Source organism: Aeromonas sp. DNRA1 (assembly GCF_963888745.1).
Taxonomy (GTDB): domain Bacteria; phylum Pseudomonadota; class Gammaproteobacteria; order Enterobacterales; family Aeromonadaceae; genus Aeromonas; species Aeromonas hydrophila.
The window spans coordinates 20238-44567 of record NZ_CAWPKQ010000010.1; the positions used below are offsets into that span (position 1 = coordinate 20238).

Sequence of the window (24330 nt, forward strand, 5' to 3'; positions counted from 1 at the left end):
ATGCAGATCACCATTCGTCACGCCGAACCCGCCGATGCCCCCGCCTTGCGGGATCTCTATGCCATGCCCAACGCTCAGGCGGGCACCCTGCAACTGCCCTATCCGACCCTGGGCGTGTGGCAGAAGCGGCTGGAGAGCGGCAGCGTGGTGGCGCTGGTGGCCGAAGTCGACGGCCTGCTGGTGGGCCAGCTCTCGCTGCACATGGAGCCCAATCCCAGGCGCAAGCACGTGGCCTGTATCGGCATGGGGGTGCGGGATGACTGGGCCGGCAAGGGTGTGGGCTCCGCCTTGCTGGGGGCCGCGCTGGAGATGGCTGACAACTGGCTCAACCTGCAACGCGTCGAGCTCACCGTCTACATCGACAATCAGGGCGCGCTGGCGCTCTATCGCAAGTTCGGTTTCGTCGAGGAGGGGCTGGCCCGTGGCTACGCTTTCCGCCAGGGTGAGTACGTGGATGCCCTCTACATGGCGAGGATCCGCCCATGATCGACTACCGCCGCCGGCTCATCCCGGTGCTGCGGGCGCTGGAGCAGGATCCGGATCTCTCCATCGAAGCGCTGGCGGAGCGGGCCTGTCTCTCCCTCTACCATTTTCACCGGGTGTTCACCGCCGTGGCGGGCGAAGCGCCGGGGGAGATGTGCCGGCGCTTGCGTATGCAGCGGGCGGCCTGGCAACTGCGCTACACCGATGCCAGCATCACCGCCATCGCGCTGGGGGCGGGGCTGGGCAGCTCCCAGGCCTTTGCCAAGGCCTTTCGTCGCTACTATGGCTGCACCCCGGGCGCGTTTCGCAGTGACAAGAGCAAGAATGGACACCTGGAGAGCAAGGATGGACACGCATGGGATGGCCCGTCCCCTTATGCTGAAGGCCACTCATCAGCAAGGAGCAACACCATGAAAACTGTCGAGATGGACGCCCGCACCCTGGCCTATATCCGGGTCACCGGTCCCTATGGCGAGGGTTATGATGCCGTCTGTGGCCGCCTGCACCAGTGGGCCGCTGTGCGCGGGTTGGAGGGCGGGGAGTGGATCTTCATCTACCACGACAACCCGGAGGTGACGCCGCCAGCCCAGTGCCGCACCGACATCGGCATCACTGTGCCGCCCCAGACCCGGGGTGAGGCAGAGGTGGAGACCCAGCTCATTCCGGCCGGCCGTTATGCCCAGTCCCGTTACCTCATCACCGACCGCAACCAGTACGGACCACGCTGGCAGGAGCATGTGGGTGACATAGTGGCAGCCGGGCTGGAGTTCGGCAGCGGCCCCTGCTTCGAGCTCTACCACAGCGTGAGCAATGATCCCCTGCGCGACGATGTGAGCTTCTGCTCCAGCGTGCGCTAGGTGTGCGGCCATAAAACGAGGCGCCCTGGGCGCCTCGTTTTATTTGGGATGGAGGCCGGCTACTTGTGCTGTCGGCCGCGACCCTATCAGGGTTGGCTCGGCACCTTGTCCCGCCGCGATTTCCACCACCAGCGCAGCCGGATCTGGGAGATCAGGCATGTGGGCCAGCATCAGACGACAGGTCGAAGCTGGCCTGCTCAGTTAGGATTGGCTGGGCACCTTGTCCCGCCGGGACTTCCACCACCAGCGCAGGCGGATCTGGGAAATCAGCATACCAGCCAGCATCAGGGCGCAGCCCACCATGGCACGCTCGTCGAGGGTTTCCCCCAGCAACAGCACGCCACCGATGGCGGCGAACACCGTCTCCAGGCTGAGGATGATGGCGGCATGGGCCGGATGGGCGCCGCGCTGACCCACCACCTGCAGGGTGTAACCTACCCCGACCGACACCAGACCGGCATAGAGCAGGGCCTGCCAACCGGCCACCGCGCCGCTCAGGCTGGGGGTCTCGATGACCAGCGCCGTGCCCAGACTGAGCAGGCCGCACACCACGAACTGAACGCCGGCGAGGCGAATGGGGGCGACCCGGCTCGAGTAGTGATCCAGCACCAGCAGGTGTACGGCCCAGAACAGGGCTCCCACCACCTGCAGCAGGTCGCCGTAGCCGATGGTGAAATCCTCGGTGACGCTGAGGTAGTAGAGCCCCGCCATGGCGATGAGGGCGCCAACCCAGGTGTTGGCTCCCGTCTTGTGGCGCAGGGCGAGCCCGATCACCGGCACCAGTATGATGTAGAGACCGGTGATGAAGCCCGCCTTGGCTGCCGTGGTGTAGAGCAGCCCCACCTGTTGCAGCGAGGCGGCGCTGAACAGCACGGTACCGGCGATGAGGCCGCCGGTCAGCAGCAGGCGCCGATCACCGAGCTGGGATCTGGGTTGGCGGGACTTGAGCCACCACAGTAGCGGCAGCAGGGAGGCGGCCCCCAGCAGAAAGCGCAGGCCGTTGAAGGTGTAAGGCCCCATATGGTCCATCCCGAGTCGCTGGGCCACGAAGCCCAGCCCCCAGATGGCGGCAGCCATCAATAACATCATGTTCGAACGCATAGATTCATCCCTGAAAGACGGACGGACAGGGCCGTGCCGCAAAGCTCCAGCCTCCAAGATAACCGTGCGCGGGGGGATTTGTCTTTAGCTGTCGATGAGGTTGGCTATGTGAGCGGTTATCCCAAGGTCTTGCCGCAGCTCGAGCGGCTCAACCGTTGGCAATGCCGGCCAGCAGGGGGATGAGGGCAAGCAGCAGCAGGTTGCCGCGCAGGATCCAGATCACCCAGAACTGCTGCTGGATGGAGACCATGGGGGCGCGCCCTTGGCGCAGGGAGCGACGCCAGCGGTAGAAGAGACGGCTGGGATAGCCAAAGCTGACGGCCATCACGCAGAACAGCAGCAGCTTGGTGCGGTAGCCCGGATTGGCGAGCAGCACGGACGGCTCGTCGGGGTGGGCGAGCACCTGCAACACCCCGGTGATGAAGATGAGCAACAGGGCCAGCGCCGCCAGGCCATCGGCCAGCAGCAGCTTGCGCACCTGCTCGATGGACATGCCGCGACGGAACAGAAAATATTCGGAGGTGATCGCTCCGGTCAGGGTGATCACGGCGCAGTAGTGCAGCGCCATCAACAGATCCGGGTTCAGCATCCTTGTCGATTACCTCTCTTTGAGCAGATGGTCAGCTTCCCTTTGGACGCCATCTCGCGCTGCTGATATTCTGACACTACGCGTTGTCTGGCAATAGCAGGAGTCAGGATTGGATAAACGAGCGGTCTCCAAAAAAACCTGGTCCCTGGTTGCCCGGATGCGTCTGGGCCTGCTTCTGCTGTTCATCCCGGTATTGATGCTGGGGGGCATCTACTACCTGCACATGGAGCGCAGCCTGCAAAACGAGCTGCAGCAGCGTCTGCTCGCCACCAATCACCAGCTGCGCCACGTCTTCATCGAACCCTATCTGCACGAGATGGAACGCCAGTTCACCCTCATCTATGACCAGGTGCAGGTGGCGGATATCAGCGGCCCCCATCTGCACAATACCGAGACCTATCTGAAGGAGTGGCAGCTCTACAAGGGGGTCATGGCCGACCTGGTCTACATCTACATCGGCACTGCCGAACGCCAGATGCTGATTTACCCCGCCTGGCAGGCGGATGCCAACTTCGATCCCAGGGTTCGCCCCTGGTATCAGCTGGCCAGCCAGCACGTGGGCAAGATGGTCTGGACCGAGCCCTATTACGACTACACCAACGGCAATCTGGTGATCGCCCTGGCGCGGGCTCTGACTGACCAAGATGGCAAGGTGCGCGGGGTGTTTGCGATGGATGCCATCCTGGCCCCCTTTTCCGCCCAGCTGAATCGCCAGCTGGGGGATGGCTACCAGATGGTCGTCAACCAGTCCGGCAAGGTGCTGGCACATCCTGACACCGCCCAGCTGCTCAAACCCATGGCCCATCCCGAATGGCTCTCCCGCTTCAGCCAGGAGGACGGTATCTTTCTGGACAAGGCCTCCAGCCAGTTCGTGGCCTATAGCAAGCTGCCCGAGCGCAACTGGGTGCTGATCAGCGTGCAGCCGGCGGCCAGCGTGATGGCGGTGGTGGAGCGGGTTTCCCTCAACGTGCAGCTGATGGTGGCGCTGGCCTGCGTGCTCTACGTGCTGCTGGCGCTGGTCTGGTCCCGCTATTTTCGCCGCATGCTCGACGAGATCTCCAGCATGATCCGGGCGAGCCGGATGCAGCCCGATGACGTGCCGCAGGGGGGGATGCGCGAGCTCAGACACGTCTATGCCGAGCTGGCGGAGGTGAGCAAGGATTATCACGAGGCGCGCCAGCAGGCCAACCTCGACAAGCTGACCGGCCTCTACAACCGCCGTTTCTTCGACGAACGACTCAATCGTCTGCTGTTCGAGCATCAGCCGTTCTGTCTGGCCATGGTGGATCTGGACGATTTCAAGCGGGTCAACGACACCTTCGGTCATCAGACCGGGGACGTGGTGCTCAAGCGGGTGTCCAAGCTGGGCATGCGACTGCTGGGGGATCACGGCTGGGTCTGCCGCTACGGCGGCGAGGAGCTGGTGGTGCTGTTGGTCAACCCGGACATCCACTTCTGCCAGATGCTGCTGGAGCAGTTCCGCAAGGGGGTGGAGTCACTGGACTGGCGTGAGCCCGAGCTCAGGATCACCTTCAGCGGCGGGCTGGTGGCCAGTCAGGCGGGAGGGGATGGCAAGACGCTGCTGGAGATCGCCGATGCCGAGGTGTACCGCGCCAAACGCGACGGCAAGAACCGCATCTATCTGGGAAGGCCCGAGGCAAAGAGGCAGGAGGATGCCCCCCCTGCCGACGATGCACTGCTGAGCAAGGAAGAGGCCTGAGGGCCTCTTCTTCATTCAGGAGGCCAGCTGCCAGTCGAGGGTGGGCCAGGCCTGCTCGATGGCGATCTGGCGCAGACCGGGAGCAGGGTTCACCGCGTGGGGGTGGGTCACCGCCTGCAGCAGCGGCAGATCGTTGTGGGAGTCGCTGTAGCCGTGGCTCTCCTGCCAGGGGTTGGCGCTGGCGGCAAACAGCTGGTTGATGCGGGCCACCTTGCCCTCGCGAAAGCTGAGGGTGCCGCGGGTCTGGCCCGTGAGCATGCCGGCCTCCTCGTCGAGCAGGATGGCCACGCAGTGATCCATCCCCAGCATCTGCGCCATGGGGGCCACCAGATGCTCGCCGGAGGCTGAGATGAGCACCAGCTCGTCGCCGCGCTGGCGGTGCCACTCGATGCGTGCAACCCCCTCGGGGTAGAGGCGCTCGCGCAGTACCTGCTCGGCAAAGCGGGTGCAGAGCGAGTCGAGCCACTGGCGCGTCTTGCCCGCCAGTGGTTGCAGGGTGAAGGCCATGTACTGGTGCATGTCCATCTTGCCCTGATGGTAGAGGGACATCATTGCCTGCTCCTCGGCGATCATGCTGGCCGGAGCCAGCTCCTCGGCCACCATGTACTCCAGCCAGAGGCTGGCGGAATCCCCGGCAATCAGGGTCTCGTCCAGATCAAACAGTGCCAGTGCCATGGGCGCTCCTCGCAGTGAAAATGGAAATGAAATGCCGCCTCATGCTACCTCACAGAGCTGATCCCGGGCCACTACCAGGGTCACGGAGCGCCCCACCGGCAGCAGCTCGCGGGCCGAGCGGTTGAGGCAATCCACCGTCAGCAGGCCCGCCGCACAGTTCACCTGATAGCGGATGACGTTGCCGAGCAGTTGCCGCCCGCTGATGACCCCCGGCAGGTTCGGTTCGTCGCTGTGGGCGCCGGCCGGCAGCAGGGAGAGAGACTCGGGTCGCAGCGCCAGCTTGCCCTGAAAACGGGGGCCGAACAGGGTGCTGGCCTGCTCGCCCCCCAGCAGGTTGTAGTTGCCGATAAAGCTTGCCACGAACTCGCTGGCGGGACGGGTGTAGATCTCCTCCGGCGTACCGCTCTGGACGATGGATCCCTTGTTCATCAGGAAGATCCTGTCCGACATGGTCAGTGCCTCCTCCTGATCGTGGGTGACGAAGATGGTGGTGAGCTCAAGGCGCTGCTGGATCTCGCGGATCTGCTGGCGCAGGCTGCGGCGGATGCGGGCATCCAGCGCCGAGAGCGGCTCGTCCAGCAGCAGGATCCGCGGCTGCACCACCAGAGCCCGGGCCAGCGCCACTCGCTGACGCTGGCCACCGGAGAGCTCGGCCGGATAACGGCGCTCGAAGCCGGTCAGCTCCACCAGCTCAAGCGCCTCCTGCACGCTGGCGGCGAGATCCCGTCCCGGCTGGGGCTTCATCTTGAGGCCGAAAGCGACGTTGTCCCGCACCGTCATGTTGGGGAACAGCGCATAGCTCTGGAACACCATGCCGATGCCCCGTTTCTGGGGCTCCTGCCAGGTGATCTCTTCACCGGCCACCCGCACCTGACCGCCATCCACCGGGGTGAGCCCGGCCAGCGCCCGCAGCAGGGTGGATTTGCCGCAGCCAGAGGGGCCGAGCAGAGTCACCAGCTCCCCCTTGCGGATGCCGAATTCAATCCCCTCGAACACTCTGGTGTCACCGTAGGATTTGTGCAGTTGATTCACTTCTAGATGGAACATGTTGATTCACCGATGAAATCTGTTGGCCGCCCAGGTGAGCAGCAGGGTCAGCAGGAAGTAGCTCATCACCAGTGCGCTGGTGAAGTGGCCCGAGGTGGCGCGCATGTTGTAGAGGTAGACCTGCAGGGTTTCGTAACGGGTGCCCACCAGCATGTTGGCAAACACGAACTCGCCGAGCAGGAAGGAAAGCGAGAGAAACAGCGCCGCCAGCAGCCCCTTGCGCAGGCAGGGGATCACTACCAGCAGGAAGGCGCGGGTGCTGCTCGCACCCAGTAGGTGGGCGGCATCCATCAGATCTTTCAGCGGCACCCCTTGCAGGCTGTTGGCCAGCGCCCGATACATGAAGGGGAGCACCACGGTGAACCAGGTGCCGATCAGGATCCACGGCGTGCCGATAATGGGCAGAACACCGTCGGCATAGATCTGCAGCAGCCCGACCGAGGAGACCACCGGCGGCACCGCGAAGGGGAGCAGGATCAACAGGTTCATCCAGGGATCCAGTTTGGGGAAGTAGTAGGCCACTACCAGCACGGTGGGCACCAGCACCAGGGTGCCCAGCAACAGGGTGGCGAAGCAGACCAGGAGGCTTCGGCCAAATGCCGCCAGAAAGCGCGGGTCGCCCCACAGCTTGAGATACCAGTCGAGGGTGAAGCCATCCGGCAGCAGGGTCGCCCCCCAGCGGGTGGAGATGGAGTAGAGAAAGGTGGCCAGCAGCGGCAGCAGCAGGGTGGCGACCAGCCCACCCAGCACCCACTTGGGCCAGCGCGGCGTCAAATCATGCATGGGATTGCCCCTTGTTCACATAGCTCTTTTTCAGCAGCCACTGGTTGGCGGCCGTCACTACCCCCAGCAGCACCATCAGGATCACCGCCAGCGCCGCCGCCATATTGGGTTCGAGGAAGATATCGCCGGAGACCAGACTGGCCACCCGGATGGTCACCAGATTGAAGTTGCCGGTAGTGAGGGCATAGGCAGAGGCATAGGCCCCCACCGCGTTGGCAAACAGGATGATCAGGGTGCCGAGCAGCGCAGGCGTCAGCACCGGCAGCGCCACGTGCCACACATACTGCCCCTTGCTCGCCCCCAGCAGCGCGGCCGCTTGCGGCCATTCATCCTGCAGCGCATCGAAGGCCGGATAGAGCAGCAGCAGGGCGAGCGGGATCTGGAAGTAGGTGTAGATGAGAATAAGGCCCGACCCCGAGTAGAGGTTGAAGCCGTCTATCAATCCCCAGGATTTCAGCAGCAGAGTCACTGCACCATTGATGCCGAGAATGATGATAAAGGCGAATGCCAGCGGCACCCCGCTGAAGTTGCCGGTCATGGTGACAAAGGCCAGCAGCACCCGCTTGACCCGCTCACCGCTGTGACGCAGCGCTGCCGCCCCGAGGGTGCCGATGGCAAGCCCCGCCAGACTGGCGATACCGGCGATGCGCAATGAGTTGCCGAACGATTGCAGGTAGAAGGGGGAGCTCAAAATCTCCCGGTAGTAGTCGAGGCCCCAGCCATCGGGGGTCTGGAAACTGCCCACCAGCACCCACACCATGGGGGCGAGCTGGAACAGGATCATCAAGAGGATAAAGGGCAGCAGCACCAGCGCGGGCAGCCAGTGGCGGCGCACCTTCTGCTTGGTTGCCACGGGTTGATCCTCGAGGATCTCGGTGGTTGCAGGCATCATCAGTGCACCTCGCGCATAAAGGCGGCCTTGAGCAGCAGTGGCGCTGCCGGCTTGTCGTGGGAAACCCCCAGCAGATCCGCCATCAGGGCGCAGAGCTGGGTCTGGGCGATCGCCACCCCATCCGGCCAGCGCTCGACGAAGGCATCACCAAACAGCCAGAGCGGCACGGTGCGCTCTTCCGGCAGGGTGCCACCGTGGCTCAGGTCGTTGTTCATGCCGTGATCCGAGGTGACTACCACCTGATACCCCTCCGCCAGCCACTGGGGCAGCAGGTCGGCCAGCAGGCTGTCCATGCGGCGCGCCTGATTGCGGTACTGGCGGGAGTCGAAGCCAAACTTGTGGCCCGCATCGTCCACCCCCATCGGGTGGATCAGCAGAAAATCGGGATCGTACTTGCTGCGCAGCCACTCGCCATCCATCAGCAGATGGCTGTCGGGGTAGTTGTCATCCCAGTAGAAGCAGCCGTGCTGGATAGGCAGCTGCTCGTCATGGGTAAAGCGATCGCGGGCCGCCAGCCAGGGGCTCTTGTTGTAAAGCTCGCTCACCCAATGGTAGGCCGCCGCTGCGGTGCGTTTACCCGCGGCGCGGGCCAGATGGAAGATGGAGTCATGCAGACTGAGACGGCTCACCCCGTTGTGGGTGATGCCGCTCGCCACCGGCGGTACGCCGGTCAGGATGCACTCGTAGAGAGGCCGGGAGAGGGATGGCAGGGCGCAGCTGAGGGTCGTATAGAGGCCGCGCTCCGCCTCCACCATGCCTGCGAGGTAGCCCATCCCATGGGCTACCCCGGCAGAGAGGCCATCCACAAGTACCACTATCACCTTGTGTTGCACTGACCGCTCCTTACTGCATGTAGATCATGACGTTCTCTTGCCACTGACGCGGCAGGGCCTTGGAGCTCTGCTCCCAGGCTGCGTGATCCTGCACCGGCTTGGCATTGGCATACTGCTCGGCCGGCAGCAGCTTGGCCTTCACGTCATCCGGCAGGGCAACGTTGCTGCGGATCGGGCGGGCATAGCCGCGGGCTAGGTTGATCTGACCGGCATCGGAGAGGATGTATTCCCGCGCCAGCTTGGCGGCGTTGGGGTTCTTGGCCCACTTGTTGATGATGGTGGTGTAACCGGCGATGACTGAGCCGTCGCTCGGGATCACCACCTCAAACTTCTTGGGGTCGATCTGATCGCGGTAGTTGAGGGCGTTGAAGTCCCACAGCACACCCACTTCCACCTCGCCCTTCTCGATGTTGGCGATGGTCGGGTCGTTCAGCGACAGGCGACCCTGCTGGGCCAGCTTGCCGAACAACTCCAGGGCGGGCTTGAGATTCTTCTCGCTGCCACCGGTGGCATAGGCCGCCGCCAGCACGCCGTTGTTGGCTTGCGAGGCGACACCCACGTCACCCAGGGTCACCTTGTAGTTGCCGCCCAGCAGGGATTGCCAGCTGGTGGGGGCGGCCTTGACCAGATCCTTGTTGATCAGGAAGGCGATGGTGCCGGTATAGGCCAGCATCCAGTGACCGTCCGCATCCTTGGCCCAGTTGGGAATATCGGCCCAGGTGGAGGGCTTGTAGGGTTGGGTGACCCCCTGCTTGACCGCAACCGGACCGAAGGCGCCGCCCACGTCGCCGATGTCGGCGGTGGCGTTGGCCTTCTCGGCGGCGAACTTGGCGATCTCCTGCGCCGAGCTCATGTCGGTATCCTGATGCTTGATGCCGTAGATGTTGCCCAGCTGCTGCCAGGTATCCTTCCAGTTGGCCCAGCTGTCGGGCATGCCGATACTGCTGAGCTGCCCTTCGCCGCGAGCGGCCTTCTCAAGATCCGCGATATTCTCGGCGGCAAACAGCGGTTGGCTGATGGCCACCAGAGCCAGTGCACTTGCGATCACGCTTTTCATCATCCCATCCCTCTGGACTAGGTCAGTTAAGGTTCGAGAGGGATGCTAGAGGGGAAATATGACGGTCGCGGGGCGCTTTGATGGCAGTTTGATGACAATTTCCCTGTCATGTCGCTGTCATCCACTGCGGTTACAACTCTGAACCCAAGTGAAGCTGGACTACTCCAGCAAGGGCTGAACCAACAAGGGCCAGGCCAGCCCGTACAGCCAGAATGAGCAACAGGGACATAAGCGTGATTGAACCGAGATTGAGCGAACGGCTAGCGGCAGAGGGCCGCGCCTCCAAGTGTGAACAGATTTGCCAGACCCTGCGCCGCTATATCGGCAGCGGCCAGCTGGCGGCGGGGCAGCAGTTGCCAGCCGAACGGGCGCTGAGCGAGCGCTTCGCCACCACCCGCATCACCATCAAGGAGGCGCTATCCAGCCTCGAGGCGGATGGCCTTATCTATCGGGCCGAGCGACGCGGCTGGTTCGTGGCCCCGCCCCGCCTCACCTACGATCCCGCCATCCACACCCACTTTCACCAGTGGATCGGCGAGCAACAGCGCACCGCCGAAACCCGGGTGCTGGCCCACGGTAGCGAGCTCGCCAGCAGTGAGTTGTGCCGCTGGATGGGGCTGGATCCTTTTACGCCGCTGTATGAAATTCGCCGCTTGCGGCTGATCGACGGCCGCCCGGTGCTCCATGTCAGCCACCATCTGCTGGCCAGCCGCTTTCCCGATATCGCCAGCGCACCGCTGGCCAGCTCCCTCACCGAGCTCTATCAGCAGCGCTATGGCATAGGCCAGGGTGGGGCGAGTCTCGAGATCACCCCCTCGGCGGCGCGCGGCGCCATCGCCCGCGCCCTCAATCTGGCGGAGGGGAGCGCCGTGCTGCGGCTGGTGCGGGTCAACTACGATGAGCGGGGCGCGCTGGTGGATTGCGACATCGAGCACTGGCGGCCGGATGCAATTCGAATCTGCCTCGATACGCGAGCATTGCAGCCGCCTGCATTCGACAGGCCGGCGCAGATCCTGCTCGCGGATCAGGGGTGATCCAGCGCGCTCTGGCGGGCCATGCCTGCGTGGAAAGTAGGGGAGGCGGATCCCGCGGGATCCGCCGGGATCAGTTGTCGATATTGGGGATCAAGTCGTCGAAGCTCTGGTAGCCGCAGTCGGCCAGCTGCAGTGACATGGTGTAGGTCTTGCTGCCCTCCCGCTGGCCGATGGCGGGACGATTGAGCTTGAGCTCCTGGTGCCAGTACTCTTTCATCCGCTCGATCAGCGTCATCGCTTCGCTCTCGTCCAGGTGGAGCTGGCACAGCGCCATGTAGTTGTTGGACTTGTGCATGTTCTCCACCAGATAGTCCCCCAGCACGGACATGGCCTGGCGTGCCTGCTGGCGGGCGAAGCGGCTGTGCTGCTCGAAGCTGATCCGTTCGCTGATGAGGAAGTGGTAGCTGTTGTCGATGCCGAGCTGCAAAATGCCGAGCTTCTCCAGCTTGCGCAGATAGAGGTAGCAGGAGGCATCGGTCAGGCCGTACTCCCGCTTGAGATCGATTAATGTCTTGTCGCGCCAGAAGATGTTGGCGAGAAAGGCGTAGAGACCAGGCTCCTTGTGGAATGCCTCGTCCTGCTCCTGGGTGAAGACGGCGCGGCGGCTCTGGGCGTCCTGAGTGCGGTCCAGCAGCTCCTCGAACGACAGCCCCACCAGGTGGCAGATCTCCAGCAGGGTATCGAACGGTAGGGAGGGCTTGTTCATCATCCGTTTGACGGTGGCGATGGAGACGCCCATGGCTTCTGCCAGGGTCTGATAGCGGATCCCCTTGTCGGTCAGGGTCTTCTTCAGGGTGTCGAGAATATTGTTGGCCAGGGTCTGGCTGTAGGTCATGCAACTATTCCTTTATCTGCATTTTTATGTTGTGTCAGAAGTTGAGTTCTTTTGTCGTTGTGGGCTCAGATACTGACACTTTAAAAAACCAGAGGAAACAAACCCGACCTAATCGATTGAAATGGCCAGACCAGTCGTGCTCGAAGGTTGCAGATAGTGATACTCTGCGGTGCATATCCTTCAACCATTCAACATTTTGCTGGTGGCGCATAAAACATCGCGCATAATTCAACACGAATCGGATTCAAGACCTTCCTGGTTGAGAAATCGATTGTTTGCTTCCAATTTAAGGGTTTTTTAAACCGCAAGGTTTTTATTCTTTCCTGGCATTGAGCGGAACTCGCAAGAGGGCCGCTTTTTTCTTTTCTCCGAATTTGCGCCCGCCGTCAAGCGGCGGGGCACCGGCAGCCCGCTGTCGCTGCTTGCCCCCTCCTTTCTGTTACCGCCCGTCTTACTCTCCCTTGCAGGGAAACAGCTTGGGGATCTCCCGAATAAGCCAGCTCTTGGCCTTGCCCATGGTGTCGCGCCGCCAGGCCAGCACGACCTGGATCTGGTGGCGATACTCGGGGCTGATCACCTTGAGCCGCCCGGCCCTGATGTCCTCTTCTATCCAGCTCAGCGGCATGGTGCCGACCCCGATCCCCGCCAGCAGGGCGTCGCGCTTCTCGCCCATGGTGCTGACAGTCAGGCGCGGCTGCTTGTCGAGCAGGCGATAGGTGAGCACCGGCTTGCGCAGCGCCGTATCGGCCACCGCGATGGCCCGGTAGCGGCGCAGGGTATCGTCCGCCAGGGGCTCGGGCTCCTGATGCAGGGGGTGATCCGGGTGGGCGACGTAGAGCATCACCTCCTCCTGCAGCGGCTGGTGCTTGATGCCGGTCATCATGATGTCGGGATTGAGGGAGGAGATGAGCAGATCGGCCCGGCCATCCTCCAGACACTCCCAGCTGCCCGCCAGCACTTCGGCGCGAAACCTCAGCCGGGTATCGGTCAGCTCGGCCAGCCGCTCCACCAGCGGGTAGAGCGCCTGCAGCGGCACCAGTGCATCGACGGCGATGGTGATGTCGGTCTCCCAGCCGCGGGCCAGCGCCCGGGTCTCGCCCACCAGGTGCTCGGCCGCCTCCAGCAGTACCCGCCCGCGCTCCAGCAGCATGCGGCCCGCCGGAGTGAACTTGGTTCTGTGGCCGCTGCGGTCGAACAGCATGGCGTCCAGCTCGTCTTCCAGCTTCTGCACCGTGTAGCTCAGCGCCGAGGGCACCTTGCCCAGTTCGTCGGCCGCCGCCGCGAAGCTGCCACGGCGGTCGATGGCATCCAGCACCCGGATGGCTTCCAGGGTCAGCGCCCGTTCCTTGTTCAGTTCCTTGGCCATAAATTGCCTTCAATTTTTTTGAACATGTTTGCCAGTTTATCTCGCTAACAAGTTAGGCCAAGTGTCTTTAATATTCAATCAACGCTTAGGCAGGAACGCCAAGCAGCCAAATAAACGGGTAGTTCCAGACTGTGACTCCATCAATCAGGGAGTCTGACTTCGGTGAAAGAACAACACACTATTTGAATGACCTCTTGCATGGATGCATTGATTCTGGCCACAGCGGCCTTGGCAATGACATAAAACCAAGAGAGTGAATGAACATGAAAAACGTAATCAAGATGCTGGCCGTTGCAGGCCTGATGACCGCAGGTTTTGCTCAGGCTTCCGTCCCGGCCGACCTCAACGCCGCCCCGGGCGTGCTGTTTGTAAACTGGCACGCCACCGCCGCGGTGGAAGGCAAGGGCAACCCCATGTTGGAAGTGCGTGACGAGTCTGGCGACCTGGTTGCCTCCGTCCACGCCAACCTGATGGGCAGCCAGCAGGTACAGATCCCGAGCCGCACCCAGGGCAACCTGACCGTGAGCCTGGGGGATCAGAGCAGCGACTACCGCATCCCGTTCGGCATCGGTAGCGGCAAACAGCGTTAATCAACCGTATCGGTACGTGAGGAGCACACCATGATGAAATTGAGAGCCGCAGAAGCGCGCGGCAAGGCCAACTTCGGCTGGCTGGATGCGCGCCACAGCTTTTCCTTCGGGCACTACTACGACCCGGACTGGATGGGGCATTCAGTGCTGCGGGTCATCAATCAGGATCTGGTGGCGCCGGGTGGCGGTTTCGCGACCCACCCTCACGCCAACATGGAAATCCTGACCTGCGTGCTGCAAGGCACCATAGAGCACAAGGACAGCCTCGGCCATGCCGAGCAGATCCCGGCGGGGGATTTCCAGCTGATGAGCGCGGGGTCCGGCATCCGGCACAGTGAGTACAACCCCTCGCAGACCGAGCCGCTCTCCCTGCTGCAAATCTGGATCGAGCCGAACGAACACGGCACGACACCCGGCTATCAGCAGAAGAAGATTGAAGCCAATCCGGGCATGACGCTGGTGGCGTCACCGGACGGCGAAGCAGGATCCTTCAGGATCCGCCAGCAGGCCCGCGTCTGGCGGTTGCAGCTTGAACCGGGTGAGAGCCTCACCTGGGAGCTGGCCGGCCGACACGGCTACCTGCAGATGATTTCAGGGGAACTGACCGCCAACGGTCTGGCTGCCCGACCCGGCGACGGGGTTCTCAGTCGTGATGAGCCCAAATGGGATCTGGTGGCCGCGAGTGCCAGCCAAGCCCTGTTATTTGACCTACCCTGAAGCAGTCAGCGGTGATGTGACGCAAAACGAGGATATTGAAATGGACAAGATGAAAGATTTGGCACTGCTGGTGGGTCGCGTTCTGCTGGCTCTGATGTTTGTGATTGCGGGCTGGGGCAAGATCGGCGGTTACGCCGGTACCCAGGGGTATATGGAAGCCATGGGCGTGCCCGGTTTCATCCTGCCGCTGGTGATCCTGCTGGAGCTGGGCGGTGGCCTCGCCATCATGCTGGGCCTGTTTACCCGCAGCCTCTCCGTGCTGATGGCCGGTTTCACCCTGATGGCTGCCTTTATTTTCCACTATCAGCCTGCCGACCAGATGCAGATGCTGATGTTCATGAAGAACGTCTCCGTGGCCGGTGGTTTCCTGGCCCTGGCGGCGGCCGGTGCAGGGGCCTTCAGCCTGGATGCCCGCTTCGGCAAGAACTGGTAAACCCCGCAGGTTCGAGTTTTCCAACGCCTTTTGGCCGGTGCAATCGCACCGGCTTTTTTATGCCCGTCACATTTGCCTGCGCTAGATGACGGCGACGTGATCGGCGACAACAAGCGCCTTTTGCATCTTCTCCCCCGATCCCCGACAATCCCGATACCTGTGAAGTGACGGGGATCCTTGAGGTTTTCCCGCGCTGACCCCTCTTTTGCTCTGGCGGGAATTGCCCATGTTTACCCTCTACCACTCCAATCAGCTGGATCTGCTCAAAGAGCTGCTGGTGAGCCGCATCCGGCAGGCCCCTCTCTCTCACCCCTTCGAGCGCGAGCAAATTCTGGTGCAGAGCCCGGGCATGGCCCAGTGGCTCAAGCTGGAGCTGGCCAAAGCCTTTGGCATTGCCGCCAATATCGACTTTCCGCTGCCCGCCAGCTTTATCTGGGAGATGTTCACCCAGGTGCTGGCGGACGTACCGCGCCAGAGCCCCTACAACAAGGGCTCCATGAGCTGGCAGCTGATGACCATTCTGCCCGCCCTGCTCGATCGCCCGGCCTTTGCGCCACTGGCCGCCTATCTGGGCGGGGAGGACGCGGATCCTGCCAAGGATCCCGAGCAGGTGCGGCTGTGGCAGCTCTGCCAGAAGGTGGCGGATCTCTTTGACCAGTATCTGGTCTACCGGCCGGACTGGATCGCCCGTTGGGAAGAGGGGGAAGGGCTGGGGCCCGAATTGGCCGGGGTGAGCGGTCAGGATTGGCAGCCCGAGCTGTGGCGCGAGCTGGTGGCCCGCACGCTGGCGCTCTCTCCGAGCGGCTACCACCGTGCCAACCTCTACGAGGAGTTTATCCACGAGCTGGAGCGCACCGCCACGCTGCCGGGCAAGCTGCCGCAGCGGGTGTTCGTGTTTGGCATCTCGGCCTTGCCGCCCCGCTATGTGGAGGCGCTGCTGGCCCTCGGCAGCCGGCCGGAGGTGGAGGTGCACCTGTTCGTCACCAACCCCTGCCGCTACTACTGGGGTGATCTGCTGGATCGCAAGACGCTGGCGCGCCTCGAGAACAAGCTCAAGCCCGGCACCGATATCGAGACGTTGCAGGGCCCCGCCAACCCGCTGCTCGCCTCCATGGGTAAGCTGGGGCGCGACTACCTGCATCAGCTGATGGAGCTGGAGGTGCCGCAAATCGAGGCCTTCGTTGATATCGACGAGCTGGATGCCAAGGGCAATATCAAGCTGCTGCACGCCATCCAGAAGGATGTGCTGGAGCTGGCTGAACGGGGTGCCGGCCAGTTCGATCTCGACGCCAGCCACCACAAGAGCCCGCTCGATCCGGCCGATGGATCCCTGCAGATCCACGCCTGCCATGGCCCGATGCGCGAGCTTGAGGTGCTGCACGACCGGCTGCTGGCGCTGTTCGAGCAGGACCCCTCCCTCACCCCAAAAGACGTGGTGGTGATGATGCCGGACGTGAACAGCTATGGCCCTTACATTCAGGCGGTGTTCGGCGCGCGTGGCCAGATCCCCTTCGCGGTGTCGGATCGGGCGGCCAGTCAGGAGAGCCCGCTGCTGCAGAGCTTCCTCGCCCTGCTCAGGCTGCCCAATGCCCGCTTCGGTGCGGGGGAGCTGCTCGCCATTCTCGAGGTGCCCGCCGTGCTGCGCCGCTTCGAGCTGGATGACGAGGAGTTCAACCAGCTGCGGGTCTGGGTGCAGGAGACCGGCATCCGCTGGGGGCTGGATGACGGCTACCCCGAGCGCTTCGATCTGCCGCGCCTCTCTGGCAACAGCTGGTTGTTCGGCCTGCGCCGCATGCTGCTCGGCTTTGCCATGGGGGACGGTGAGCCGGTGGCCGGCATTCTGCCCTACGCCGATATCGAGGGTCAGCAGGGGCTGGCGCTCGGCAAGCTCGCCTGGTTCGTTGATTCGCTGGCCGAATTCCTGCCCCGCCTGCAACAGGCGCAGCCGCTGGGGGAGTGGGTCGCCTGCCTCAACGCGCTGCTGGAGCGCTTCTATCTGGCCGACGAGGATGAAGAGCGCCAGCTGCAGCTGATCCGCAGCCAGCTGGCCGACTGGCTTGCCCAGCTTGGCGAGGCTCGCTTCGAGCAGCCCATCAGTGCGGACTTGTTGCAGGACTACCTCGGCAGCGTGCTGGGGGAGTCCCGCTCCAGCCAGCGCTTCCTCGCCGGTCAGGTCAACTTCTGCACCCTGATGCCGATGCGCTCCATCCCCTTCAAGCAGGTCTGCCTGCTCGGCATGAACGACGGCGTCTACCCGCGCACCCTGCCGCCCATGGGGTTTGACCTGATGGCGGTAGCGGGCCGGCGGGGGGATCGCTCCCGTCGTGATGACGACCGCTATCTGTTTCTCGAGGCCCTGCTGAGTGCCCAGCAGGGGCTCTACATCAGCTATCAGGGCTTCAGCGCGCAGGACAACAGCGACAAGGTGCCCTCGGTGCTGCTGGCCGAACTCATCGACTATGTGCGGCAGGGCTTCGTGCTGGCGGGGGATGAGAAGCTCGATGACGAGAGCTCCGGCAAGCGACTGCTGGCGCACCTGATCACCCAGCATCCGCTCACCCCCTACAGCCACGCCTACTTCTATCCTGCGGCAGGCTCCGGCCTCTTTACCTATGCCGCCGACTGGCTGCCGGCCCTCCATCCGCAGCGCGGGGCGGCCAACTTCCAGAGCGGCGAGCTGCCGCTCCCCCCCGAATGGGGCAAGGAGCAGGGGCTGGAGCTGGCTGAGCTGCTGCGCTTCTATCGCCAGCCAGCCCGCTACTTCCTCAACCGCCGTCTCAAGGTGTGGTTTGAACTCAACGAAGCCAACATCGAGGAGAGCGAACCGTTCGAGCTGGACGGCCTGCAACATTATCAGCTGAAAGACCTGCTGCTCGCTGCTCACCTGGCGGAAGGGGACAGTGCCGTGCGTCGCGAGCGGCTGCAGCTCACCGGCCTGCTGCCGCAAGGGTGGTTCGGCAGCCTGCTGCTGGAGGATCTGGACGAGCAGATGGGCAAGCTGGCGGATCGGCTGCGGCCCTGGGTGGCGGCCAATGAGGCAGAGAAACAGGCGGTGGAGGTCGATATCGCGCTGGCTCAGGGTCAGCTGCAAGGGTGGATCGATACCCAGAAGGGGCGCTTGCTGGTGATCAAGCCCGGCAGCTTCAACGGCAAGGATCTGCTGCTGGGCTGGATCCAGCACCTCTGCCTCTCCTTGAGCGACGCCCCCGGCGACACCCTGCTGTTTGACGCCAAGCAGAGTCTGCGGCTGGCCAGGCTCCCGGCCGACGAGGCGCGGCCCAAGCTGGCGGCGCTGGTGGCGCTCTGGATGCAGGGGATGAAGCGGCCGCTGCCCTTCTTCCCGAGCACCGCCTGGGACTGGCTCAAGGCGATCGAGAAGGATCCGGAGAAACCGGAGGCGGCCGACAAGGCGGCCCTCACCCGCTTCAACGGCGGCTACATGGCCAAGGGGGAGGGGGAAGACGCTTATGTCGCCCGCTGTTTCCCGGAACTCGACGAGGCCGTGCTGGCCCAGCTGCAGGCGCTGGCCCGTGAACACCTGACCCCGCTGCTCAAGAGCCTGGAGGAGTTGCAATAATGGCCAACCCGCTCAATACCCTGCGTTTTCCCCTCTATGGCGAGCGACTGATCGAGGCCTCTGCCGGCACCGGCAAGACCTACACCATCGCCGGTCTCTACCTGCGCCTGCTGCTGGGCCACGGCCCGCTCATTGAAGAAGGCGCCGATGTTGGTCAACCCAGCGCCCACGAGCGGCCGCTCTCGGTGACCGAAATTCTGGTGGTGACCTTTACCGAGGCGGCTACCGCCGAGCTGCGCGGCCGGATCCGCGCCCGCATCCACGAGGCACGCCTCGCCTTCATGCGCGGTGAGAGCAAGGACGCCCTGCTGAGCCAGCTGCTGGCGGAGGTGGAGGATCACGAGCTGGCGGCCCGCCGCCTGCTGGCCGCCGAACGGCAGATGGACGAGGCGGCGGTCTTCACCATCCACGGCTTCTGCCAGCGGATGCTGAAACAGAACGCCTTCGAGTCGGGCGCTCTCTTTGAAACCGAATTTCTCACCGACGACAGCCAGCTCAGGCTGCAGGCGGTGAGCGACTACTGGCGATCCGAGTTCTATCCGGTGGACAAGCCCCTCGCCAGCGCGGTGCGTGCGCTCTGGCCGAGCCCCGCCGCCCTGCTGCGGGAGATGGGCAGCTGGCTCGACAACAGCGAGCTGGAGATGCGCCCGCCGGCGGGGGACGAGACCCTGGCGGCGCGGCACAGCGTTGCCATGGCCCGCATTGAGGCGGTGAAGCGCGAGTGGCTGGCGCAAGGGGACGAGATCCGCCGCCAGACGGATGGGCAAGTAAGCCGCTACACCGGCAAGAACTACGAAGGCTGGCTTGCCAAGATAGCCGACTGGGCGCAGGACGAGCACAGCGGCTACGCCATTCCCAAGGAGCTGGAGCGCTTCGGCCAGACGGTGCTGGAGGAGAACCTCAAGAAGGGGGGCGCGGTGCCGACCCTGCCGCTGTTAAGTCAGATCGATGAACTGCTGGCGAGCCGCCCCGGTATTCGGGATCTGATCCTGCAACGGGCGGCGGTGGTGGTGCGCAGCCGGATGCAGGCCAGCAAGCGGCAAGCTCATCAGCTTTCGTTCGATGACTTGCTGAAAGACCTCGACGGCGCGCTTGGCTCCGGCCTTGGCGAGCGGCTGTGCGAGCGCATTCGCGCCACCTACCGGGTGGCGATGATCGATGAATTTCAGGATACCGATCCCCAGCAGTACCGCATCTTCCACCGTCTCTACGGTGGCCACACCGACACGGCGCTATTGATGATCGGTGACCCCAAGCAGGCCATCTACGGCTTTCGCGGCGCCGACATCTTTACCTACATTCAGGCGCGGCGAAATGTGAGCGCCCACTACACCCTCGGGCGTAACTGGCGCTCCAGCCGCGCGCTGGTGGCGGCGGTCAACGGCCTGTTCGAGCGGGCCAAGGATCCCTTTATCTACGAGGCGGATATCCCCTTCCTGCCGGTGGAGGCGCAGGGCAAGAGCAAGGTGCTGCTGCTGGATGGCGAAGCCGCTCCCGTGCTCCACTGCTGGCAGCTCACCGGCCAACCCACCTTCAACAAGGGGGATTACCAGAGCCGGATGGCCCGCGCCACGGCGGTGGAGATCCACCGCCTGCTGACCCTGGCCCGCGAAGGAAAGGCGCTGATTGGTGACAAGGCGGTGAAGGCCGGGGATATCGCCGTGCTGGTGCGCACCGGCGCCGAGGGCAAGCTGGTGCAGCAGGAGCTGGCGCGGCTCGCCATCGCCTCCGTCTATCTGTCGAATCGCGAGAGCGTGCTGGCGCAGGTGGAGGCGCGGGAGATTTTGTTGATTCTGCACGCCTGCCAGAACCCGGGGGAGGAGCGCAGCCTTAGGGCGGCGCTCGCCACCGGGCTGTTCGATCTGGACGCCAGGGCGCTCGACGAGCTCGCCAGTGACGAACGGGCGTGGGAGAGCGCGGTGCAGGAGTTTATGGAGTACCGCAAGATCTGGCACAAGCGCGGCGTGCTGGCCATGCTGCGCGCCCTGCTGCACCGGCGCAATCTCGCCTCCTCCCTGCTGGCGAGCCCGAACGGCGAGCGGCGGCTGACCAACTTCCTCCACCTCGGCGAGCTGCTGCAACAGGTGAGCTGCGAGCTGGATGGTGAATATGCCCTGCTGCGCTGGCTGGGGGAGGCGGCGAGTCGCCCCGACGGCCAGGATGCGGAGCAGGTACTGCGCCTCGAATCCGAGCGGAAATTGGTGCAGATCGTCACCATCCACAAATCCAAGGGGCTGGAGTATCCGCTGGTGTTCCTGCCCTTCATCTGCAGCCACCGCGCTGCCGATACCCCGCTGTTCCACGAAGCGGATGGGGCGGGCAATCGCACCGTGCTCGATCTCACCGGCGCCGAGGAATCCCTGGCCGAGGCCGACCGCGAGCGCCTTGCCGAAGACCTGCGGCTGCTCTACGTGGCGCTGACCCGGGGCGTCTACGCCACCTGGCTGGGACTGGCGCCGGTGCGCTCCGGCAATGGCAAGTCGGAGAAGACCGACCTGCACCAGACCGCCATCGGCTACCTGCTGCAAAAGGGCGAGGAGGGGGATGCCGCGACGCTGGCGACCGCTCTGACCGAGCTGGCACAGGCGTTGCCCGGAGTGGCCGTCGGTGAGCCCTCGCTCACCCGCCCGGCCCCCATGGCGGCGGAGGAGGAGCAACTGGGCGAGCCGCAGGTGCGCCACTTTACCGGTACCCTTGAGCGGGACTGGTGGATCAGCTCCTACTCCGGGCTGGCTGCGCAGGGCCACGGCCACAGCAAGGGGGTGCTGGCCAATCCGGGCTTCGATGACGAGGTCGTCACCGAGGCAGCCGCATTGGCTGCCGACCTGTCTACAGCACAACAGGAAGAGGCGCCCCCGCCCTCCATCTTTACTTTCCCGAAAGGGGCGCGCCCCGGCACCTTGCTGCACAGTCTGTTCGAGACCATCGACTTTCAAAGCGCCGGCGACGAGCCGCTGGCAGAACACATCGCCACCCTGCTGGCGCAGGATGGCTTTGACGAAAGCTGGGCGCCCGTGCTGCAGCAGCAGGTGGAGGCGGTGCTCGATACCCCGCTGGAAACGGGCTTTGGCGAGCCGGTGCGGCTGCGGGATCTGGCCCCCGAGCGCAAGCAGGTGGAGCTGGAATTCTTCCTGCCCATGGGGCGGGTGACGGCACCGGCACTCACCGCGCTCTGCCAGCAGCACGACCCGCTGTCACGCGGCAACAAGCCGCTCAGCTTTGCCACCGTGCAGGGGATGCTCAAGGGCTTTATCGACCTGGTGTTCGAGTGGCAGGGGCGCTGGTATCTGCTCGACTACAAATCCAACCACCTCGGCATGAGCCCGGCCGATTACAGCCTCCCGGCGCTGGAGCAGGCAATGGCCGAGCACCGCTACGACCTGCAATACCAGCTCTACTCGCTGGCGCTGCACCGGCTGCTCACCTTGCGCCTGCCGGGCTACGACTTCGAGCAGCACTTTGGCGGGGTCTTTTATCTGTTCTTGCGCGGCATGCCGCAGGGGGGGATTTTCCATACCCGCCCCAGCCGTGAGCTGGTGCTGGGGCTGGATCGGTTGTTTGGCGAGGGGGCGGCGCCCGCCCTCGCCGGGGTATCGGATAACGGGGTAGAAGCATGAACGGCACCATGATGATTGAACGGCTCAAGGCCCTGGCGCTGGCTGGCCGTATCCGCCAGCTGGATCTGCAATTTGCCAGGCTGGTGGCCGACCTTGGCGGCAGCCCCGAGCTGGTGCTGGGGGCGGCGCTCGCCTGCTTCGAACTGGGGCGCGGGCATGTCTGTTTGCCGCTTGAGATGCTGACAGCTGGATCTTTGCGCCCGTTCGGGCTGGATCCGGATCAGAGCCGGGATCTGCTGGCCGATCTGGCGGATCCTGCCCGCTGGCCCGCCCTGTTTGCAGAGAGTCCCCTGGTTGGCAGCGAGCAGGATGAGGGGCTCGTCCCGCGCTGGCCGCTGCGGCTGTGGCACGGGCGGCTCTATCTCACCCGCTACCACGATTTTGAACTGGGGGTGGCCCGCCATCTGCGCGCCTTGAGTGAACGAGCCGAATGGCCGGAAATAGCCCCGGCCCTGTCGCGGCTGTTTGCCCGCGACTACGGACTGGTGTTCGCGGCGCTGCTCAAGGCCCGCCTCGCCCCCGACTTCTCGGCCCGCCACTTTACCCTGAAGTATCTCGATCTGGTGTTCCCGAACGAGGTGGATTGGCCCGCCATCGAAGGGCTGCTGGCCAGCGCCCAGGCGGCGAGCGACTTGAGCAAACTGGATGCGCTGGTGCCCGAGGCGCTCTGCTGCAACGGCCAGAAGCTGGCGGCGGCCACCGCGGCGGCGCGCCCCTTTGCGGTGATCTCCGGCGGCCCCGGCACCGGCAAGACCACCACGGTGGCCAAACTGCTCGCCATTCTGGTGGAGACCGGCCTGCAAGCGGGCAAGGCCCCGGCGATCCGGCTGGTGGCCCCCACCGGCAAGGCGGCGGCGCGCCTCACCGAGAGTATCGGCTCTGCCCTGCAGGCCCTCGATCTGCCCCCCGAGTGGGTGGAGGCGATCCCCACCGAGGCGGGCACTCTGCACCGACTGCTCGGGGTCATTCCGGGGCGCAGCCAGTTCCGCCACCACGCGGGCAACCCGCTGCACCTCGACCTGCTGGTGGTGGATGAGGCCTCCATGGTCGATCTGCCGATGATGGCGCGCCTGCTCGATGCGCTGCCGAGCCACGCCCGCCTGATCCTGCTTGGCGACAAGGATCAGCTTGCCTCGGTGGAGGCGGGGGCCGTGCTCGGCGATATCTGCAGCTTTATCGAACAGGGCATCAGCCCGGCGCAGGCGGACTGGCTCTCCCGCCAGACCGGCTACCGTTTGCAGGGCTCGCCCGCAGGGGCTCCGGTGCGCGACAGCCTCTGTCTGCTGGCCAAGAGCTGGCGCTTTGATCAGCATTCGGGCATCGGCCAGCTGGCACGCGCCTGCAACAGCGGCGATGCCGCGGCGGTGGAATCAGTCTGGGGCATGGGCTTTAGGGATATCAGCCTGCACCCCTGGGCGGGGGAGGCCTACGATGCCCTGATTGCCCAGGGGGTGGCCGGTTACGGCAGCTATCTGAAAGCGGCCCGCGCGGGGGAAGCGCCCGCCGCCGTGTTCAAGGCATTCAACAGCTTCCAGATCCTCTGCGCCCTGCGCGATGGCCCGTTCGGGGTGCTGGGGCTAAACGAGCGGCTGGAACTGGCCTTGTCACGGGCCGGCCTGATTGCCCGCGACGGCGACTGGTATGCCGGTCGCCCGGTGATGGTGGTGCGCAACGATCACGGGGTTGGCCTCTACAACGGTGATATGGGGCTCTGCCTGCCCGATGAAACCGGCCGGCTCAAGGTGTGGTTCGAGCAGCCGGACGGTACCCTGCGTGCCCTGTTGCCCAGCCGCTTGCCGCCCCACGAGACGGTCTACGCCATGACCATCCACAAATCCCAGGGATCGGAGTTTGCCCATACCGTGCTGGTGCTGCCCGACAGCCCCAGCCCGCTGCTGACCCGCGAGCTGGTCTATACCGGCATCACCCGCGCCAAGGCGCGGCTCGATCTCTACGGCGATCGCGCCCTGCTGGCCCAAGCAGTGCGGAAAAAGACCGAGCGTTATTCCGGATTGGCGGAGAGGTTGGGGGAGTGATTGATGGCGGCGGTGAGAGGTTTTACTACCCGATAATGCCTTGCTAATGATTGCTCGTTTTTCATTAAAGGGTATATACGCACGCCAA

General features: G+C 64.2%; 20 protein-coding genes. 10 read left to right on the forward strand and 10 right to left on the reverse strand.

Annotation, left to right across the window (positions count from 1 at the left end):
- Together AACQ43_RS21180 and AACQ43_RS21185 are read left to right on the forward strand one after the other, a co-directional pair.
- Positions 1–486 (forward strand): GNAT family N-acetyltransferase, encoded by a 486-nt coding sequence (locus AACQ43_RS21180; protein WP_168968621.1) that lies wholly within the window; start codon positions 1–3, stop codon positions 484–486.
- Positions 483–1340 carry an AraC family transcriptional regulator gene (locus AACQ43_RS21185; RefSeq protein ID WP_168968622.1) on the forward strand — a complete coding sequence of 286 codons (858 nt, stop codon included), beginning with the start codon at positions 483–485 and terminating at the stop codon, positions 1338–1340. Before AACQ43_RS21180 ends, AACQ43_RS21185 begins: the two co-directional genes overlap by 4 nt.
- 201 nt (positions 1341–1541) lie before the next feature.
- On the opposite strand, the gene AACQ43_RS21190 is transcribed toward AACQ43_RS21185, so the two are convergent.
- Together AACQ43_RS21190 and AACQ43_RS21195 are read right to left on the reverse strand one after the other, a co-directional pair.
- Positions 1542–2441, reverse strand: coding sequence for a DMT family transporter (locus AACQ43_RS21190; protein WP_168968623.1), 900 nt, complete (start codon positions 2439–2441; stop codon positions 1542–1544).
- 148 nt (positions 2442–2589) lie between these two features.
- The gene (locus AACQ43_RS21195) at positions 2590–3030 is read right to left on the reverse strand and encodes a DUF2214 family protein (protein ID WP_168968624.1); all 441 of its coding nucleotides are present in this window, start codon (positions 3028–3030) and stop codon (positions 2590–2592) included.
- 109 nt (positions 3031–3139) lie between these two features.
- Between AACQ43_RS21195 and AACQ43_RS21200 the strand changes: the two genes are divergently transcribed.
- On the forward strand, positions 3140–4750 hold the full coding sequence (locus AACQ43_RS21200; protein WP_168968625.1) for a sensor domain-containing diguanylate cyclase: 1611 nt from the start codon (positions 3140–3142) through the stop codon (positions 4748–4750).
- Positions 4751–4765: 15 nt separating this feature from the next.
- On the opposite strand, the gene AACQ43_RS21205 is transcribed toward AACQ43_RS21200, so the two are convergent.
- Genes AACQ43_RS21205 through AACQ43_RS21230 form a run of 6 tightly spaced genes read right to left on the reverse strand, consistent with a single transcriptional unit; the run spans position 4766 to position 10037 of the window.
- The gene (locus AACQ43_RS21205) at positions 4766–5425 is read right to left on the reverse strand and encodes an HAD family hydrolase (RefSeq protein WP_168968626.1); all 660 of its coding nucleotides are present in this window, start codon (positions 5423–5425) and stop codon (positions 4766–4768) included.
- A gap of 39 nt (positions 5426–5464) precedes the next feature.
- Positions 5465–6472: an ABC transporter ATP-binding protein gene (locus AACQ43_RS21210; protein ID WP_168968627.1), complete on the reverse strand. Its 1008-nt coding sequence runs from the start codon at positions 6470–6472 to the stop codon at positions 5465–5467.
- A gap of 6 nt (positions 6473–6478) precedes the next feature.
- Positions 6479–7255: an ABC transporter permease gene (locus AACQ43_RS21215; RefSeq protein WP_068978631.1), complete on the reverse strand. Its 777-nt coding sequence runs from the start codon at positions 7253–7255 to the stop codon at positions 6479–6481.
- Positions 7248–8147 carry an ABC transporter permease gene (locus tag AACQ43_RS21220; RefSeq protein ID WP_161646902.1) on the reverse strand — a complete coding sequence of 300 codons (900 nt, stop codon included), beginning with the start codon at positions 8145–8147 and terminating at the stop codon, positions 7248–7250. Before AACQ43_RS21220 ends, AACQ43_RS21215 begins: the two co-directional genes overlap by 8 nt.
- Positions 8147–8980: an alkaline phosphatase family protein gene (locus tag AACQ43_RS21225; RefSeq protein ID WP_168968628.1), complete on the reverse strand. Its 834-nt coding sequence runs from the start codon at positions 8978–8980 to the stop codon at positions 8147–8149. Before AACQ43_RS21225 ends, AACQ43_RS21220 begins: the two co-directional genes overlap by 1 nt.
- Positions 8981–8990: 10 nt before the next feature.
- Positions 8991–10037, reverse strand: a complete 1047-nt coding sequence (locus AACQ43_RS21230; RefSeq protein ID WP_168968629.1) for an ABC transporter substrate-binding protein — start codon at positions 10035–10037, stop codon at positions 8991–8993.
- A 212-nt stretch (positions 10038–10249) separates the two neighbouring features.
- Between AACQ43_RS21230 and AACQ43_RS21235 the strand changes: the two genes are divergently transcribed.
- Positions 10250–11071, forward strand: coding sequence for a UTRA domain-containing protein (locus tag AACQ43_RS21235; RefSeq protein WP_168968630.1), 822 nt, complete (start codon positions 10250–10252; stop codon positions 11069–11071).
- Between the two features lie 70 nt (positions 11072–11141).
- Here AACQ43_RS21235 and AACQ43_RS21240 read toward each other — a convergent pair whose 3' ends face one another.
- Both AACQ43_RS21240 and AACQ43_RS21245 read right to left on the reverse strand, forming a co-directional pair.
- Positions 11142–11906, reverse strand: a complete 765-nt coding sequence (locus tag AACQ43_RS21240) for a helix-turn-helix domain-containing protein (protein WP_158196518.1) — start codon at positions 11904–11906, stop codon at positions 11142–11144.
- 451 nt (positions 11907–12357) lie between these two features.
- Positions 12358–13272, reverse strand: coding sequence for a LysR family transcriptional regulator (locus AACQ43_RS21245; RefSeq protein WP_016352233.1), 915 nt, complete (start codon positions 13270–13272; stop codon positions 12358–12360).
- A gap of 257 nt (positions 13273–13529) precedes the next feature.
- On the opposite strand from AACQ43_RS21245, the gene AACQ43_RS21250 reads away from it, so the two are divergent.
- The 6 genes from AACQ43_RS21250 (at position 13530) to recD (ending at position 24242) form a co-directional block, all read left to right on the forward strand.
- Positions 13530–13862 carry a hypothetical protein gene (locus AACQ43_RS21250; protein WP_045525792.1) on the forward strand — a complete coding sequence of 111 codons (333 nt, stop codon included), beginning with the start codon at positions 13530–13532 and terminating at the stop codon, positions 13860–13862.
- A gap of 30 nt (positions 13863–13892) precedes the next feature.
- Entirely contained in the window at positions 13893–14579 is a 687-nt protein-coding gene (locus AACQ43_RS21255) for a pirin family protein (RefSeq protein ID WP_016352232.1), read from the forward strand.
- A 40-nt stretch (positions 14580–14619) separates the two neighbouring features.
- Positions 14620–15012 carry a DoxX family protein gene (locus tag AACQ43_RS21260; RefSeq protein ID WP_016352231.1) on the forward strand — a complete coding sequence of 131 codons (393 nt, stop codon included), beginning with the start codon at positions 14620–14622 and terminating at the stop codon, positions 15010–15012.
- 226 nt (positions 15013–15238) lie between these two features.
- Positions 15239–18589, forward strand: a complete 3351-nt coding sequence (gene recC / locus AACQ43_RS21265) for an exodeoxyribonuclease V subunit gamma (RefSeq protein WP_168968631.1) — start codon at positions 15239–15241, stop codon at positions 18587–18589.
- Positions 18589–22206 carry an exodeoxyribonuclease V subunit beta gene (gene recB / locus AACQ43_RS21270; protein ID WP_168968632.1) on the forward strand — a complete coding sequence of 1206 codons (3618 nt, stop codon included), beginning with the start codon at positions 18589–18591 and terminating at the stop codon, positions 22204–22206. Before recC ends, recB begins: the two co-directional genes overlap by 1 nt.
- A complete protein-coding gene (recD, locus tag AACQ43_RS21275) occupies positions 22203–24242 on the forward strand; it encodes an exodeoxyribonuclease V subunit alpha (protein WP_168968633.1) in 2040 nt (679 codons plus the stop codon). Before recB ends, recD begins: the two co-directional genes overlap by 4 nt.
- Positions 24243–24330: the final 88 nt, after the last annotated feature.

Coding starts and splice junctions, on each gene's coding strand:
- AACQ43_RS21180 (WP_168968621.1), top strand. CDS start 1: ATGCAGATCACCATTCGTCACGCCGAACCCGCCGATGCCCCCGCCTTG.
- AACQ43_RS21190 (WP_168968623.1), bottom strand. CDS start 2,441: ATGCGTTCGAACATGATGTTATTGATGGCTGCCGCCATCTGGGGGCTG.
- AACQ43_RS21185 (WP_168968622.1), top strand. CDS start 483: ATGATCGACTACCGCCGCCGGCTCATCCCGGTGCTGCGGGCGCTGGAG.
- AACQ43_RS21220 (WP_161646902.1), bottom strand. CDS start 8,147: ATGATGCCTGCAACCACCGAGATCCTCGAGGATCAACCCGTGGCAACC.
- AACQ43_RS21255 (WP_016352232.1), top strand. CDS start 13,893: ATGATGAAATTGAGAGCCGCAGAAGCGCGCGGCAAGGCCAACTTCGGC.
- AACQ43_RS21260 (WP_016352231.1), top strand. CDS start 14,620: ATGGACAAGATGAAAGATTTGGCACTGCTGGTGGGTCGCGTTCTGCTG.
- AACQ43_RS21195 (WP_168968624.1), bottom strand. CDS start 3,030: ATGCTGAACCCGGATCTGTTGATGGCGCTGCACTACTGCGCCGTGATC.
- AACQ43_RS21250 (WP_045525792.1), top strand. CDS start 13,530: ATGAACATGAAAAACGTAATCAAGATGCTGGCCGTTGCAGGCCTGATG.
- AACQ43_RS21235 (WP_168968630.1), top strand. CDS start 10,250: ATGAGCAACAGGGACATAAGCGTGATTGAACCGAGATTGAGCGAACGG.
- recC (WP_168968631.1), top strand. CDS start 15,239: ATGTTTACCCTCTACCACTCCAATCAGCTGGATCTGCTCAAAGAGCTG.
- recD (WP_168968633.1), top strand. CDS start 22,203: ATGAACGGCACCATGATGATTGAACGGCTCAAGGCCCTGGCGCTGGCT.
- AACQ43_RS21205 (WP_168968626.1), bottom strand. CDS start 5,425: ATGGCACTGGCACTGTTTGATCTGGACGAGACCCTGATTGCCGGGGAT.
- AACQ43_RS21230 (WP_168968629.1), bottom strand. CDS start 10,037: ATGAAAAGCGTGATCGCAAGTGCACTGGCTCTGGTGGCCATCAGCCAA.
- recB (WP_168968632.1), top strand. CDS start 18,589: ATGGCCAACCCGCTCAATACCCTGCGTTTTCCCCTCTATGGCGAGCGA.
- AACQ43_RS21240 (WP_158196518.1), bottom strand. CDS start 11,906: ATGACCTACAGCCAGACCCTGGCCAACAATATTCTCGACACCCTGAAG.
- AACQ43_RS21215 (WP_068978631.1), bottom strand. CDS start 7,255: ATGCATGATTTGACGCCGCGCTGGCCCAAGTGGGTGCTGGGTGGGCTG.
- AACQ43_RS21245 (WP_016352233.1), bottom strand. CDS start 13,272: ATGGCCAAGGAACTGAACAAGGAACGGGCGCTGACCCTGGAAGCCATC.
- AACQ43_RS21210 (WP_168968627.1), bottom strand. CDS start 6,472: ATGTTCCATCTAGAAGTGAATCAACTGCACAAATCCTACGGTGACACC.